We start from the raw sequence: 12,976 nt of genomic DNA, 5'->3' as shown, positions 1-12,976 counted from the left end.
GGACCCCTCCCTCATGTCGTCAATGAGCACCATGACCCCTTCGATGTCGGCCTGCCCCGCGTGCTCGGCCGCCCCCGCCGCCGAGGCTTTGGCCAATCGCGCGGCGATCAAGGATGCGCAAATCGCGCTCAGCTTGCCGCAAATCCATTGCTCGGCCTGTATCGCGGGGGTGGAGCGGGTCTTGTCGGCGCAAGAGGGCGTCGAGGATGCGCGGGTCAACTTGACGCTCAAACGCGCGATGGTGCGCGCTGCGCCCGAGGTGACGGCGCAGCATCTGGTCGAGGCGCTGGAGGCGGCAGGCTATGTCGCGCACCAGCTTGACGCGGGCACCATCGCGGCAACGCAAACCGACCGCGCAGGGCGCGATTTGTTGATGCGTCTGGCGGTGGCGGGATTTGCCTCGATGAATGTGATGCTGTTGTCGGTCGCGGTCTGGTCCGGCGCGGCGGATGCCACGCGCGATCTGTTCCACTGGATCTCGGCGGCGATCACCTTACCGACCATTGCCTTTTCCGCGCAGCCCTTCTTTCGCAGCGCCTTTTCCGCCCTTGCGGGCAAGCGGCTCAACATGGATGTGCCGATCTCCTTGGCGATCCTTCTGGCCGTAGCGACATCGCTTTGGGAGACCAGCCTGTCGGGTGAGCATGCCTATTTCGATGCGGCTTTGACCTTGACGTTTTTCTTGTTGGCGGGGCGCTATCTGGATCATCGGACCCGCGCCGTGGCGCGCTCTGCCGCCGAAGAACTGGCGGCGCTGGAGGTGCCGCACGCGCTGCGTTTGCAGGCCCTCGGCGGGGCCGAGGAAGAGGTCCGCGTCAGCGCGCTGCGCGCCGGTGATCTGGTGCTCGTGCGGCCAGGGGGGCGGATGCCCGTGGACGGGGTGGTCGTGCAGGGCACCTCCGAGATCGACCGCTCGCTTTTGACCGGAGAAACCCTGCCGGTCTTCGCGGGCGAGGGGCAGGGGGTTTCGGCGGGCGAAATCAATCTGACCGGCCCGCTGGTGCTGCGCGCGACGGCGGTGGGGGCGGATAGCTCCTTGCACCAGATGGCCGATCTGGTGGCCATCGCCGAAAGCGGGCGCTCGCGCTATACCTCGCTGGCCGATAGCGCCGCCAAGCTCTATGCGCCTGGTGTTCATATCCTGTCTGCCTTGAGTTTTCTGGGCTGGTGGGCCTATTCGGGCGATCTGCGCATGGCGCTCAATATTGCCGCGGCGGTGCTGATCATCACCTGCCCCTGCGCCTTGGGATTGGCGGTGCCTGCGGTGACGACGGCGGCCTCGGGACGCCTGTTTCGCAAGGGGATGTTGATCAAGGATGCCACGGCGCTGGAGCGCTTGGCGCAGGTCGATACGGTGGTCTTTGACAAGACCGGAACCCTGACGGCGGGCACGCCGGTTTTGACCAATCTGGCGCAGGTCGAGGTGCAGGCGGCGCAGGTGGCTTTGGCCTTGGCGCTCGGCTCTTCGCATCCTTTGTCGCAGGCCTTGGTGCAGGCGGCGCAGGGGGCTTTGATTGCGCCCGCGCGGGTCGAGGATATCCGCGAAATTCCAGGCTACGGGACCGAAGGCATCTGGCAAGGGCGCGCCGTGCGTTTTGGCCGCGCGGCATGGGCGGCGCAAGCCAGCGGGGGCGATGCGCGCGGCTTGGCGGGCACGGCGGCGTGGCTCGGGATCGAGGGCGCGGGGCTGCATGGATTTGCCTTTGAGGACAGCCTGCGCGCGGGGGCCGAAGAGGCGGTGGCGCAGGTGATGGCGGCGGGGCGCGCGGTCTATCTGATCTCGGGCGATACGCCCCATGCGGTCGAGGCTTTGGCGCAAAAACTGGGCATCGCGCATTGGATGGCCGAGGCGCTTCCGGCGGATAAAGTCAGCCGTATCAATGATTTGACGGCCGAGGGGCGGCGTGTTTTGATGGTTGGCGACGGGCTGAACGATACGGCGGCTCTGGCCGGAGCGCATGTGTCGATCTCGCCCGCTTCGGCGCTGGATGCGGCGCGGGTGGCCTCTGATATCGTGCTGCTCGGCGGGGATCTGTCGCCGATCCCCGAGGCCTTGGATGTGGCCCGTTCGGCGACGGCGCGGATCAAGGAAAACTTCCGTATTGCAACGCTTTACAACGTCATCGCCGTGCCTGTGGCGATCATCGGATTGGCCACGCCGCTGATTGCCGCGCTGGCCATGTCGCTCAGTTCTATCACCGTCTCGCTCAATGCGCTGCGGTTGGCGCGGGGGGCGCGAAAATGAGTATTCTGGCCTATCTTATTCCGATTTCTCTGGTGCTCGGCGGGGTGGGGCTTTTGGCTTTTGTCTATACCGTGCGCAGCAATCAATATGACGATCCGGACGGCGATGCGCAGCGGATTTTGAGCGACGAATGGGACGATCATCCGCGCCCCTGAGCGCCGTGATCCGTGCCTGTCCCTGCCCCCGAAAACCCGCAAAAACCGGCGTCGGTATCACGTCGGTATTTTGTCGGTATCGCGTCGGTGCGATTTTTCGCGCGAATTTTGCGGGGATTTTGGCGCGCCGCCGCGATGGGACGCTGAGACTTGCCCAGTCGCAGAGGTTCGCGCAGGGCAGGGCCGAGCACAGGGCAGGGCGCAGCAGCGCCCGCGCGCGGGGCGAGATTGGTTTGAGTGCGGCCCACAAAAGTGCAGCCCACAAAAAAGGCGGCGCTCAGCGGGGCCGGTCATCTTGTTAGCTGGCCGGTCCGATCATGAAGCAGGTGACCTTGCGCGCGGCCAGACGGCGACAGGCCAGATCGGCGGTCTCGCGGCTCATACCCATGAAATTGGCATCAAATCCAGAGCGGCGTTTGACCACTTTGCGCAATGTGCCGTCCAGCGTGCTCATCTCGTTCAGCGCGGTGGTCAGCAAGACGCGTTCGGCCTTGTAGCGGCTGGGATAGCTGCCGACATTGATGCCCCAATGACGCCCGCCCGAGGTCGACACGCGGGTGACCACTTCGGGTTCGGGGCGGCGCTGCGGCGCGACGCTGGCGAGGACCACATCCTTGGGCCGTGCGGCGGGTTTGAGGCTGCGCGCGGGGGCGGCGGGGGTCTGCGCCGCCGCGGTGTTTGCGGGGGTCTCCAATGCGGCGGCCAAAGCGGCCTGCACCGCCGGTTTCGGCGTGGCGTTGGCTTCGGTGAGCGCTTCGAGAATATCGCCCTTCATCGCCACCACCACAGGGGCCGGAGCAGGCGCCGCGCCGGGGCGGGCCTGCGGGCGCAGGCTTTTCTTGACGGCGGTCATGATACGGATGGTTTTGCCCGCCTTGCCGTCCGATGTGCTGCGCCCTGCGACGATGATCGGCTCGCTTTTGCCGACGCTTGGCTTTTTCGGTTTGCGCAGGGGGGCGCGGCTGGGTGCGCGGCGGAACCCGAGGTCGAGCAGTTCGGCGACTTTGGCATTGCGCGAGGCGGTGGAGCGCCCGCCGAAGACCGTGGCGATCACCCGCTCGTTGCCGCGTTGGGCAGAGGCGACAAGGTTGAAGCCCGCCGCGCGGGTATAGCCGGTTTTGATCCCGTCCGCACCGCGATAGGAGGCCAGCAGGCGGCTGTTGGTATGGCTGACGGTGCGCACGCCCGCATCGGCGGTTTTGCGCGAGAAGAGGTTGTAATACTGCGGGTAGTCATAAAGCACATGCCGCCCGAGGATCGACATATCGCGGGCGGTGGACATATGGCCGCTTTCGGTCAGGCCATGAGCATTTTTGAAGGTGGTGCGCGTCATGCCGAGCGCTTTGGCCGTGCGGTTCATGCGGCGGGCAAAGGCGGCTTCGGAGCCTTCGATCGCCTCGCCGATCGCGGTGGCGGCGTCATTGGCCGATTTCACCGCAGCGGCGCGCACGAGGTAGCGCAGCTTGATCTTCTGACCCGCCTTGAGGCCAAGTTTGGAGGGCGGCTCGCTGGCGGCATGTTTGGAGATGCGCACCATCGTATCCATCGAAATCTCGCCCGCCTCGACCGCTTGGAAGGCGATATAGAGGGTCATCATTTTGGTCAGGGATGCAGGGTGCAACCGCGTGTCGGCATTGCGCGAATGCAGCACCTCTCCGGTGCGTGCATCCATCACATAGGCCGCATAGGGCGCGGCTATCGCGCTGAGCGGCACGACGAGGATCATCCAAAATAATGCAAGAATATACAGCCCTTTACGGGCCGGCTGCCTATGCCGAACCTTCACGGTCTTCACCTTTTTTCTGCCTCGTGCCGCCGGTTATCCGACTGGCTTATTGATTTGCGACGAGGCTAACACGGGTGCGATTCTCGCGAAAGGATTGATTTACCATGCTGCAGTGAAAGATTGCGGCGCTTTTTGGCATATATTGGGGCAAGGACGGGGCAGACCACTAGATCGGCAATTGTGGCGGGAATGTGGCGGCGCGGGGCGACGATTTTTCGCCAACCGTTGCCAAAAGGTCAGCCGATCGAGCGCACCAATTGGGCAATGGTGCTCAGATCGGGAATTTCGTGGTAGCGCGGCGCGCCCAGCGGCGGTTCGGCATGCTCAATCTCCCAGCTCAGCCCGTGCGGGACATAAACGCCCCAACCGCCCGCATCGACCACGGGGCGCACATCGGATTTCATCGAATTGCCCACCATCATGGCGCGCGCGGCCCCCTCGCCGTGGCGGGCGAAAATCTCGGTATAGACGGCGGGGGTTTTATGGGACACGATCTCGACCCCGTCGAACAGATCGCCCAATCCCGATTGCGCCAGCTTGCGCTCTTGGTCGAGAAGATCACCCTTTGTTATCAACAAGATGCGGTGGCTATCTGCGATCTCTTCGACGGCTTGGCGCGCATGGGGGAGCAATTCGATCGGATGGGCGAGCATCTCTTGTCCGGCCGCGATGATCTGCGAGATGACCGAGGCGGGCACGCGCGATTGGGTGACCTCGATGGCGGTTTCGATCATCGACAGAACAAAGCCCTTGATGCCGAATCCGTAATGGCCAAGGTTGCGTTTTTCGGCCTCCAAGAGCCGCGCCATCAGGTGCTCTTGCTCGGCATAATCGGCGAGTAGCTCGGCAAAGCGGGCATGGGTAAGATGAAAGAAACGCTCGTTGTGCCACAGCGTGTCATCGGCGTCGAAACCGACTGTTGTGAGGATTTTCGCCATTTCTGTGCCCTCGCCCCTCTTTTCAGTGCCGCCTTTAAGGTTATATACAGCCCCAAGATGCCAATCACACCCCGCCAATGATTTATCCCGCAAGAGAATTCGTAACCCCATGTCCTTTGCCATGACCGACGATCTGATGCCATTTGCCATGCGGTTGGGCCTGTCGCCTCGGGCGCTGCCCTTTGTGATGTCCGGCGAGGGCGGCGAGGATGACGATGGCGATGTCTCCCTCGCGCTCAAGACCCGCCCCAAAACCAAACGCCCGCCGCTCTATAAGGTGATGCTTTTGAACGACGATTACACGCCGATGGAATTTGTCGTGGCGGTGCTGGAGCGGTTTTTCTCGATGAATCACGCGCAGGCCTTCGAGATCATGCTGACGGTGCATAAAAAGGGCCTCGCGGTGGTCGGCGTGTTCAGCCACGAGATCGCCGAGACCAAGGTGATGCAGGTGATGGATTTCGCCCAGCAGCACCAGCACCCGCTGCAATGCACGATGGAAAAAGAATGAGCGCTTTGCGCCGGATGCGGGACGTTATCTGATGGCAGGATCACGGCTTGAGGCCGCTTTGGCGGCAGGTTTGCCCGTGGCCGAAGGGGCGCGGATCGCGGTCTTTGCCCCGCGCAGCGATACCGATCTGTCGGCCTTTGCGGCGGATCAATGCCATATCATCACCGGATTTCGCCCCGACCGCGATCATTTCGCCGCCCAAGGCTATGCGTGCAACACCGCGCCCGAAGGCTGTTACGGCGCGGGTTTGGTGATCGTGCCGCGGGCCAAGGCTTTGGCGCGCGGGCTTGTGGCCTTGGCCGAAAGCGTCACCGATGGGCCGCTCATCATTGACGGGGCCAAGACCGACGGGATCGAACCGATCCTCAAGGAGGCGCGCAAACGCGGGGGCGTTGCGGGGCAGATTTCCAAAGCCCATGGCAAGCTGTTCTGGCTTTTGCCTGACGCGGATGCGCAGGGCGATGCGGGCGCGCAAAGCGCGCGGTTTGCCGATTGGGCGCTGCCCGAGAGCCAGATCATCGAAGGCGGCTACCACACCGCGCCGGGCGTGTTTTCCGCCGATGCGATTGATCCGGCCTCCAAACTTCTGGCGGCGGCCCTGCCCGACAAGCTTGGCGCGCATATCGCCGATCTGGGCGCGGGGTGGGGCTATCTGTCGGCGCAGGTTCTGTCGCGCGACAGCGTCAAAACCGTGCATCTGGTCGAGGCGGACCATGCGGCATTGGACTGTGCGCAGCGCAATGTGGCGGACGCGCGGGCGCAGTTCCATTGGGCCGATGCCACCCATTGGACCCCGCCCAAAGACGCCTCTGCGCCGCGGATCGATACGGTGGTGATGAACCCGCCCTTCCACAGCGGGCGGCGCGCCGAGCCGGAGCTTGGCCGCGCCTTTATCGCGCAGGCGGCGCGCATCCTTGCGCAGTCCGGACATCTGTGGATGGTGGCCAACCGGCATTTGCCCTATGAAGAGGCGCTGGCGGCCGGTTTTGCGCATGTCGAGGAAGTCGCGGGCGACAACCGCTTCAAGGTGCTGCATGCGCAGCGGCCCAAAGCGCGCTCTCGCCCCTAGGCGCGTGATCGCGTAGCCTCGCCAAAACGGAATCACCCACGCATCCACCTCGCAATCTTTCAAGGGACGGCTGTCATGTCATTTTCCATCGCGGGTAAAACCGCCATTGTCACCGGCGCGGCCAACGGGATCGGCCTTGCCATCGGGCGCCATTTCGCGGATCGCGGCGCCAATGTGGTCTTTGCCGATATGGACGAGGCGCGGCTTCTGGACGAGCTTGGCCCCAATGAAGAAGGCAAGGCGACGCGCTATTTCGCGGGGGATTTGCGCGAAAAGCTGACGATTGCCAATCTTCTGTCGGCGACGATTGATGCCTTTGATCAGGTGGATATTTTGGTCAATGGCGCGCGGCAGATCACCTCTGCCGATCCGCTTGATGCGGAGGCCGACAGCGTCGAATTGATGCTCAACCAGAATTTCCTCTCGGCGCTGCGCCTGTCGCAACTGGTCGCCAAACGGATGATGAAGCAATCGCAAAGCGGCGAGGGTCCGGCCGGATCGATCGTCAACCTGTCGTCGATTGCGGCGCGCACGGCGCATCCCGAATTGATGGCCTATTCGATCTCGACCGCCGCTTTGGACCAGATGACGCGCAGCCTTGCCGTGGCCTTGGCCCCGCACCGCATCCGCGTCAATGCCGTGGCCTTCGGTTCGGTGATGTCGGCCAGCTTGCAAGAGACCCTGCGCGATCATGCCGATTACCGCGAGGATATCGAACACCACACGCCGCTGGCGCGGATTGCCGCGCCATCGGAATTGGCCGAGGCGGTGCAATATCTGGCCTGTGACGCGTCAAGCTTCATGACCGGCCAAGTGATGACGGTGGACGGCGGGCGCACCTTGCTTGATGCTGTCTCTGCGCCCGCGCATTAACCCATATCTGAAAGGCGCTGCCGATGACCGATGCTCCGCTGTTTACCCCCGAAATGAGCGATGAAAAAGTCCGCGCCTCGGCGTGGTTTCGCGCCCTGCGCGACGAGATTGTCGCCGCTTTCGAAGCCCTTGAGGACAGCCAGACGCAGGGGCCGACGGCGGGCCTGCCTGCGGGCCGCTTCGAGGTCAGCGAAACGCGCCGCGCCTCGGACGACGGATCGGACGCCGGCGGGGGCCTGATGTCGGTGATGCGCGGCGGGCGGGTGTTTGAAAAGGTCGGGGTGAATATTTCGACCGTCTACGGCAGATTGGCCCCGCGGGCACAGGCGGCGATGGCGGCGCGCAAGGGCATAGAGGGCATGGCCGAGGATCCGCGGTTCTGGGCCTCGGGCATCAGCCTTGTCGCCCATATGCAAAACCCCCATGCCCCCGCCGTGCATATGAACACGCGCATGTTCTGGACGCCCCATGCGTGGTGGTTCGGCGGCGGGTCCGATTTGAACCCCTGCATCGAATATGCCGAGGATACGGCGCATTTTCACGCGGTGCAAAAATCCCATCTTGATCCGCATGACCCCGCGCATTACCCGCGTCTGAAGGCATGGGCGGACGAGTATTTCTACATCCCCCACCGCAACCGCGCGCGCGGGGTCGGGGGGATTTTCCTTGATGATCACAACAGCGGCGATTGGCAGGCGGATTTCGCCCTGATCCAAGACATCGGCCGCGCGTTTCTGCCCGCTTTCGCGCCGCTCACCCAAAAGCGCCGCGACCAGCCGTGGAGCGAGGCCGACAAGGAGGCGCAGCTCGTGCACCGCGGGCTTTATGCGGAATATAACCTCGTCTATGACCGCGGCACCAAATTCGGGCTGGAAACCGGCCATGACGCCAATGCGGTATTGATGAGCCTGCCGCCCATGGCGAAATGGGTTTGAGAGAATAGCCGCAAAAGCGAAGCGGCTGCGAGGGTATGCCGCAAAAGCGAAGCGGCTGCGAGAGTGTAAACCCAAAAGCCCCGCCTGATCCGGCGGGGCTTTTTCTAGCGCGGCGGCGGGGCGCTCGCCGGTTTCTTGCGGATCACGCGTTCTCGCGCAGGGTTTCGATCATCAAGGTGACGTTTTCGGGGTCGGCGTCGGGTGTGATGCCGTGGCCGAGGTTGAAGATATGCGGGCCTTTGGAGAAAGCCTCGCGCACATGGCGCACCTCGTCGATCAGATCCTGCCCGCCGGTGACCATATGCGAGGAGGCGAGGTTGCCCTGCACACAGCCATCGACCTGCACATGTTTTGCGCCCCATTCGGGGGTGATCGAATTGTCGAGCGCCACGCAATCGACGCCGGTTTTGCCATGGAACCCGATGTATCCCTCGCCCGCTTCGCGCGGAAAACCGATGATCGGGATATGCGGGTGGCGCTGTTTCAATGCGGCGGTGATTTTGCGCGCCGGTTCGACGGCATAGGTCTCAAAGGCCGCGCCCTTGAGCGATCCGGCCCAGCTGTCAAAGATTTTCACCACCTCGGCGCCGGCTTGGATTTGCTGGTCGAGATATTCGATCGTGCCTGCGGTGATCAAATCGATCAGCGCGGCGAACAGCTCCTCATTGCCTTCGCGCAGCGCATGGGCGGGGGCTTGGTCGGGGGTGCCGCGCCCCGCGATCATATAGGTCGCCACGGTCCAAGGCGCACCGGCAAAGCCTATCAGCGTCGTCTCTTGGGGCAATTCGCGCGACAGGATTTTGACGGTTTCATAGATCGGGGAGAGCGTCTCATGGATCGCGCCGACACCTTTGAGTGCGTCGAAATCGGCCTTGGATGTCACCGTGGACAGGCGCGGGCCTTCGCCGGTGACAAACCACAAATCCGCGCCAAGCGCTTGAGGAAGAAGCAAAATATCGGCAAAGAGGATCGCCGCGTCAAAGCCGTAGCGGCGGATCGGTTGCAAGGTCACCTCGGCGGCCAGTTCGGGGTTATAGCACAGCGAGAGGAAATCACCCGCCTGTGCGCGCGTGGCGCGGTATTCGGGCAAATAGCGCCCCGCCTGCCGCATCATCCAGATCGGCGGCGTGGGTAGGGTTTCGCCCGCCAACGCGCGCAGGATTGTCTTTGTCTGAGCCATGATGCACCTCCGGTTTGGCCACGTGGTCGCCTTGGGGCGACAAGATGTCAAGCATCGCCTTCTTGTCAGGACGATCCGCCGCGTCTAGACCCTTGGCCATGACATTGACATTGCCCACACCCGCCCAGCCTCTCAAGATCGGAACCCGCGGCTCGCCGCTTGCCTTGGCGCAGGCCTATGAGACGCGCGCGCGGCTCATGGCGGCCTTTGATCTGCCCGAAGAGGCGCTTGAGATCGTGGTGATCAAGACCACCGGCGACAAGGTACTCGACCGTCCGCTCAAGGAGATCGGCGGCAAGGGGCTATTCACCCGCGAGATCGAGCAGGCGATGCTTGTGGGCGAGATCGACATCGCCGTGCATTCGATGAAGGACATGCCGGTTTTGCAGCCCGAAGGGTTGACCTTGGATTGCTATTTGCCGCGCGAGGATGTGCGCGATGCCTTCGTGTCTTTTGATCACGACAGCCTTGCGGCGCTGCCCGAAGGGGTCAAGATCGGCACCTCCTCCTTGCGCCGCCGCGCGCAGCTTTTGATTGTGCGGCCCGATCTGGAGGTCGTGGAGTTTCGCGGCAATGTGCAAACGCGGATGAAGAAATTGCAAGACGGCGTGGCGGCCTGCACCTTCTTGGCGATGGCGGGGTTGAACCGCCTTGGCATGAACGATGTGGCCAAATCGGCAATCGAGCCCGAAGAGATGCTGCCCGCGATTGCCCAAGGCGCCATCGGGATCGAGCGGCGGTTGGACGATCTGCGCTGCGCCGCGCTTCTGGAGCCGCTGCATGACCGCGCCACGGGCGAGCGTCTGGCCGCCGAACGCGCGCTTCTGGCGGCGCTGGATGGCTCATGCGAGACGCCGATTGCGGGTCTGGCGGAACTGGACGGCGGCACATTGCGCCTGCGCGGCGAGGTGCTGCGCCCTGACGGGTCGGAGCGTTTGTGCGAAGAGGCGACGGGCGCGATCGAGGATGGCGCAGAGATGGGCCGCGCGATGGCGGCGCGTTTGCTGGATCGGGCGGGCGAAGGGTTTTTCGACTGGCGGGGCTGATGCCCCCCCGCGGTTTTGGCCGCTCCTGAGGTTTTTGCCCTCTTTGCGCTCTGTTCTGCCCTTCGCGGGCTAGGGCGCTTTTGCCGTCTTGGCCGCCTTGGCCGCCGCGATCCACTCTTTGATCTGCGCCAGCAGGGCGGCGCGCTCTGCACCACTGGGCAGGGCGCTGCTCGGGATCATTTGAAAATGGCCAAGGTCCAAGAGCAGGACAAATCCGCCCGCGCTGTCGGTGGCATCGTCGAAATGCTCCCATCCCAAAAACATCTGCGCGCCAGGTTTGTCGGTGGCAAAACCCTCGGGCGTCAGCGTCACCGTGCTCACCCCCGCGCGCAGCGAGCTGTTTTGCAAACTGGCCGCGATCTGGCGGGTGAGGCGGCGGCGATAGAGGACATATCCGCCCAGCACCACAGCAAAAACCACCGCCGCGGTGATCAGGTAGCGATCCGGATATCCGTTGAGGAAAAAGAGAACCCCCAAGATATAGCTCGCAACCAAGATGATCCGCGCGGCGCGCCCGATGCGTTGGGCATTGGGCCGGTAGTGTTGCACCGACAGTTTGGAGGCGGCGGCGAGGTTGAAATCGGCGATACGCGCCTGAGTTTTGAATGTCATCTTATGACCTTACAGTGTTTTGCGCGCAGCCCAAGCCTTAACCGCGCCGCCGCCCGCGCGGAGCCTGCCATGAGGCCCATCGGGGGTTAAGCGTCCGGCAGAACCTTACCCGGATTGAGGATGCCATTGGGGTCGAGCGCGGCTTTGATCGCGCGCATCGCGCCGATAGAGGCGGCATTCTTGCGCCGTGCCATAGAGGGTTTTTTGGTGATGCCGATGCCGTGCTCGGCCGAAAAGCTGCCGCCCATCGACAGGGCGACCTCCTCGACCGCCTCCATGATGGCGTCGATATGGTCCGGCGCGTCATGGCTGGGCCAGACCGAATAATGCACATTGCCATCGCCCAGATGCGCCACCGTGATCGAGCGCGCATCCCCGTCAAGCCGCGCCACGGCGGCGTCGGCGGCCTCTAGGAAATCCGCCACACGGTCGAGCGGCACGGCAATATCGTTGAGCTGGATCGGCTGGCGGGCCATGGCGATTTCGGCGGCGGCCTCGCGGCGCTCCCACATCTGCGCGCGCTGGGCCTCGTTTTGGGCGATCACCGCGTCGAGCACCTCGCCGCTGTCCAAGAGCGCGCCGAGCACCTCTTCGAGACGGGCGGCGAGGGGCGTTTGCCCGTCCGGCCCCGCATCCGCATCGCGCGGCGCGGTGGCGGCGACCTCGACAAGGATATTCACCTCATAGGGCGCATCAAAGGGTTCGGGCGCGGGGGTGCCCATGGATTTGCCGCGCGCGATATGGCCTTCGATATAGTTGCGCGGCATATATTCGAACGCCTCCACCGCGCCGCCGGTTTCCTCTTGCAACCGGTTCAAAAGCGCCAGCGCGCTGGGCAGGTCGGGCGCGGCGACCATGGCGGTGGCATAGGCGCGCGGTTTGGGGTGCAGTTTGAGCACCGCCGCAGTGATAATGCCCAAGGTGCCCTCGGCCCCGATCATCAGATGTTTGAGGTTATAGCCCGAATTGTCCTTATGCAGTTCGGACATGATCTCCATCACCTCGCCCGTGGGCAAAACCACCTCCAGCCCCAAACACAGATCGCGCGTGTTGCCATAGCGCAAAACATTGCTGCCGCCCGCATTGGTGGCCAGACATCCGCCGATGCGCGCCGAGCCGCGCGCGCCGAAGGTGAGCGGGAAAATCATATCCTGCGCCGCGCAGGCCTCGTGCAGATCGGATAGAATCACCCCCGCTTCGACAATGGCGATGCGGGCGTTTTGGCGGATCTCGCGGATCGCGGTCATCCGCTCCAGCGAGACGATGATCGCCCCCTCGCCATAGGTGCCGCCCGCAAGGCCGGTGTTGCCCGCCATGGGCACGACGGGGGTGCCTGTTTGATTGGCCAGACGCAAGATCGCGCCGATCTCTTGGGCGGTTCTGGGGCGTGCCACGGCGCGCGGGGTAAAGCTATATTTGCCAGACCAATCGCGGGCATATCCGGCCATATCACCGCCGGTGAGCAGGTTTTTTGCCCCGACAATTGCCCTGAGTTCGTCGATCATCTGTCTCTCCTCGCCTGCCTTTGGGCGGCGCCGAAGGGGCCGCCGCCTCAATCCCTTGCCCATGCTTGCGCCGATCACTCGCGCGGCGCAAGGGGGCGTCTTGGCCGCGCGCACGGGTCGG

12 protein-coding genes are annotated in these 12,976 nt (G+C 63.8%); 7 read left to right on the top strand and 5 right to left on the bottom strand.

All coding sequences use genetic code 11. The features are described 5' to 3' along the window. Positions 1–31: 31 nt before the first annotated feature. Together ABWV64_RS07115 and ccoS are read left to right on the top strand one after the other, a co-directional pair. Entirely contained in the window at positions 32–2,245 is a 2,214-nt protein-coding gene (locus tag ABWV64_RS07115; RefSeq protein WP_502902624.1) for a heavy metal translocating P-type ATPase, read from the top strand. Next, complete coding sequence (gene ccoS, locus ABWV64_RS07110; protein WP_353343562.1) at positions 2,242–2,400, top strand: cbb3-type cytochrome oxidase assembly protein CcoS; 159 nt, start codon at positions 2,242–2,244, stop codon at positions 2,398–2,400. The genes ABWV64_RS07115 and ccoS overlap by 4 nt, the downstream gene beginning before the upstream one ends. Positions 2,401–2,698: 298 nt before the next feature. Here ccoS and ABWV64_RS07105 read toward each other — a convergent pair whose 3' ends face one another. After that, on the bottom strand, positions 2,699–4,126 hold the full coding sequence (locus ABWV64_RS07105) for a D-alanyl-D-alanine carboxypeptidase family protein (protein ID WP_353343561.1): 1,428 nt from the start codon (positions 4,124–4,126) through the stop codon (positions 2,699–2,701). 296 nt (positions 4,127–4,422) lie between these two features. Continuing rightward, positions 4,423–5,124, bottom strand: a complete 702-nt coding sequence (locus tag ABWV64_RS07100) for an HAD family hydrolase (RefSeq protein ID WP_353343560.1) — start codon at positions 5,122–5,124, stop codon at positions 4,423–4,425. A gap of 187 nt (positions 5,125–5,311) precedes the next feature. On the opposite strand from ABWV64_RS07100, the gene clpS reads away from it, so the two are divergent. From clpS to hemF, 4 genes are all read left to right on the top strand, one after another. After that, positions 5,312–5,635: an ATP-dependent Clp protease adapter ClpS gene (clpS, locus tag ABWV64_RS07095; RefSeq protein ID WP_353344552.1), complete on the top strand. Its 324-nt coding sequence runs from the start codon at positions 5,312–5,314 to the stop codon at positions 5,633–5,635. Between the two features lie 31 nt (positions 5,636–5,666). Further along, entirely contained in the window at positions 5,667–6,704 is a 1,038-nt protein-coding gene (locus ABWV64_RS07090) for a class I SAM-dependent methyltransferase (protein WP_353343559.1), read from the top strand. Positions 6,705–6,779: 75 nt separating this feature from the next. Next, positions 6,780–7,577, top strand: a complete 798-nt coding sequence (locus tag ABWV64_RS07085; RefSeq protein WP_353343558.1) for an SDR family NAD(P)-dependent oxidoreductase — start codon at positions 6,780–6,782, stop codon at positions 7,575–7,577. A 23-nt stretch (positions 7,578–7,600) separates the two neighbouring features. Next, on the top strand, positions 7,601–8,512 hold the full coding sequence (hemF, locus tag ABWV64_RS07080; RefSeq protein ID WP_353343557.1) for an oxygen-dependent coproporphyrinogen oxidase: 912 nt from the start codon (positions 7,601–7,603) through the stop codon (positions 8,510–8,512). A gap of 142 nt (positions 8,513–8,654) precedes the next feature. Here the strand turns inward: hemF and hemE are convergent, their stop codons facing one another. Beyond that, positions 8,655–9,692 (bottom strand): uroporphyrinogen decarboxylase, encoded by a 1,038-nt coding sequence (gene hemE, locus ABWV64_RS07075; RefSeq protein WP_353343556.1) that lies wholly within the window; start codon positions 9,690–9,692, stop codon positions 8,655–8,657. A gap of 98 nt (positions 9,693–9,790) precedes the next feature. On the opposite strand from hemE, the gene hemC reads away from it, so the two are divergent. Beyond that, positions 9,791–10,738: a hydroxymethylbilane synthase gene (hemC, locus tag ABWV64_RS07070; protein WP_353343555.1), complete on the top strand. Its 948-nt coding sequence runs from the start codon at positions 9,791–9,793 to the stop codon at positions 10,736–10,738. A 69-nt stretch (positions 10,739–10,807) separates the two neighbouring features. Here the strand turns inward: hemC and ABWV64_RS07065 are convergent, their stop codons facing one another. Together ABWV64_RS07065 and ABWV64_RS07060 are read right to left on the bottom strand one after the other, a co-directional pair. Further along, positions 10,808–11,350, bottom strand: coding sequence for a YcxB family protein (locus ABWV64_RS07065; protein WP_353343554.1), 543 nt, complete (start codon positions 11,348–11,350; stop codon positions 10,808–10,810). 86 nt (positions 11,351–11,436) lie between these two features. Next, the gene (locus tag ABWV64_RS07060; RefSeq protein ID WP_353343553.1) at positions 11,437–12,855 is read right to left on the bottom strand and encodes an FAD-binding oxidoreductase; all 1,419 of its coding nucleotides are present in this window, start codon (positions 12,853–12,855) and stop codon (positions 11,437–11,439) included. Positions 12,856–12,976 lie beyond the last annotated feature (121 nt).

Origin of the sequence: Litorivita sp. NS0012-18, from assembly GCF_040371945.1 — a bacterium.
Classification (GTDB): domain Bacteria; phylum Pseudomonadota; class Alphaproteobacteria; order Rhodobacterales; family Rhodobacteraceae; genus Litorivita.
This window is presented reverse-complemented; position numbering and strand designations above follow the sequence as displayed.

Excerpts from the sequence above, each read along its gene's own strand:
- hemE (WP_353343556.1), bottom strand. The coding sequence starts at position 9,692 with ATGGCTCAGACAAAGACAATCCTGCGCGCGTTGGCGGGCGAAACCCTA.
- ABWV64_RS07105 (WP_353343561.1), bottom strand. The coding sequence starts at position 4,126 with ATGATCCTCGTCGTGCCGCTCAGCGCGATAGCCGCGCCCTATGCGGCC.
- ABWV64_RS07115 (WP_502902624.1), top strand. The coding sequence starts at position 32 with ATGACCCCTTCGATGTCGGCCTGCCCCGCGTGCTCGGCCGCCCCCGCC.
- ABWV64_RS07100 (WP_353343560.1), bottom strand. The coding sequence starts at position 5,124 with ATGGCGAAAATCCTCACAACAGTCGGTTTCGACGCCGATGACACGCTG.
- ABWV64_RS07065 (WP_353343554.1), bottom strand. The coding sequence starts at position 11,350 with ATGACATTCAAAACTCAGGCGCGTATCGCCGATTTCAACCTCGCCGCC.
- clpS (WP_353344552.1), top strand. The coding sequence starts at position 5,312 with ATGTCCGGCGAGGGCGGCGAGGATGACGATGGCGATGTCTCCCTCGCG.
- hemC (WP_353343555.1), top strand. The coding sequence starts at position 9,791 with ATGACATTGACATTGCCCACACCCGCCCAGCCTCTCAAGATCGGAACC.
- ABWV64_RS07085 (WP_353343558.1), top strand. The coding sequence starts at position 6,780 with ATGTCATTTTCCATCGCGGGTAAAACCGCCATTGTCACCGGCGCGGCC.
- ABWV64_RS07060 (WP_353343553.1), bottom strand. The coding sequence starts at position 12,855 with ATGATCGACGAACTCAGGGCAATTGTCGGGGCAAAAAACCTGCTCACC.
- ccoS (WP_353343562.1), top strand. The coding sequence starts at position 2,242 with ATGAGTATTCTGGCCTATCTTATTCCGATTTCTCTGGTGCTCGGCGGG.
- ABWV64_RS07090 (WP_353343559.1), top strand. The coding sequence starts at position 5,667 with ATGGCAGGATCACGGCTTGAGGCCGCTTTGGCGGCAGGTTTGCCCGTG.
- hemF (WP_353343557.1), top strand. The coding sequence starts at position 7,601 with ATGACCGATGCTCCGCTGTTTACCCCCGAAATGAGCGATGAAAAAGTC.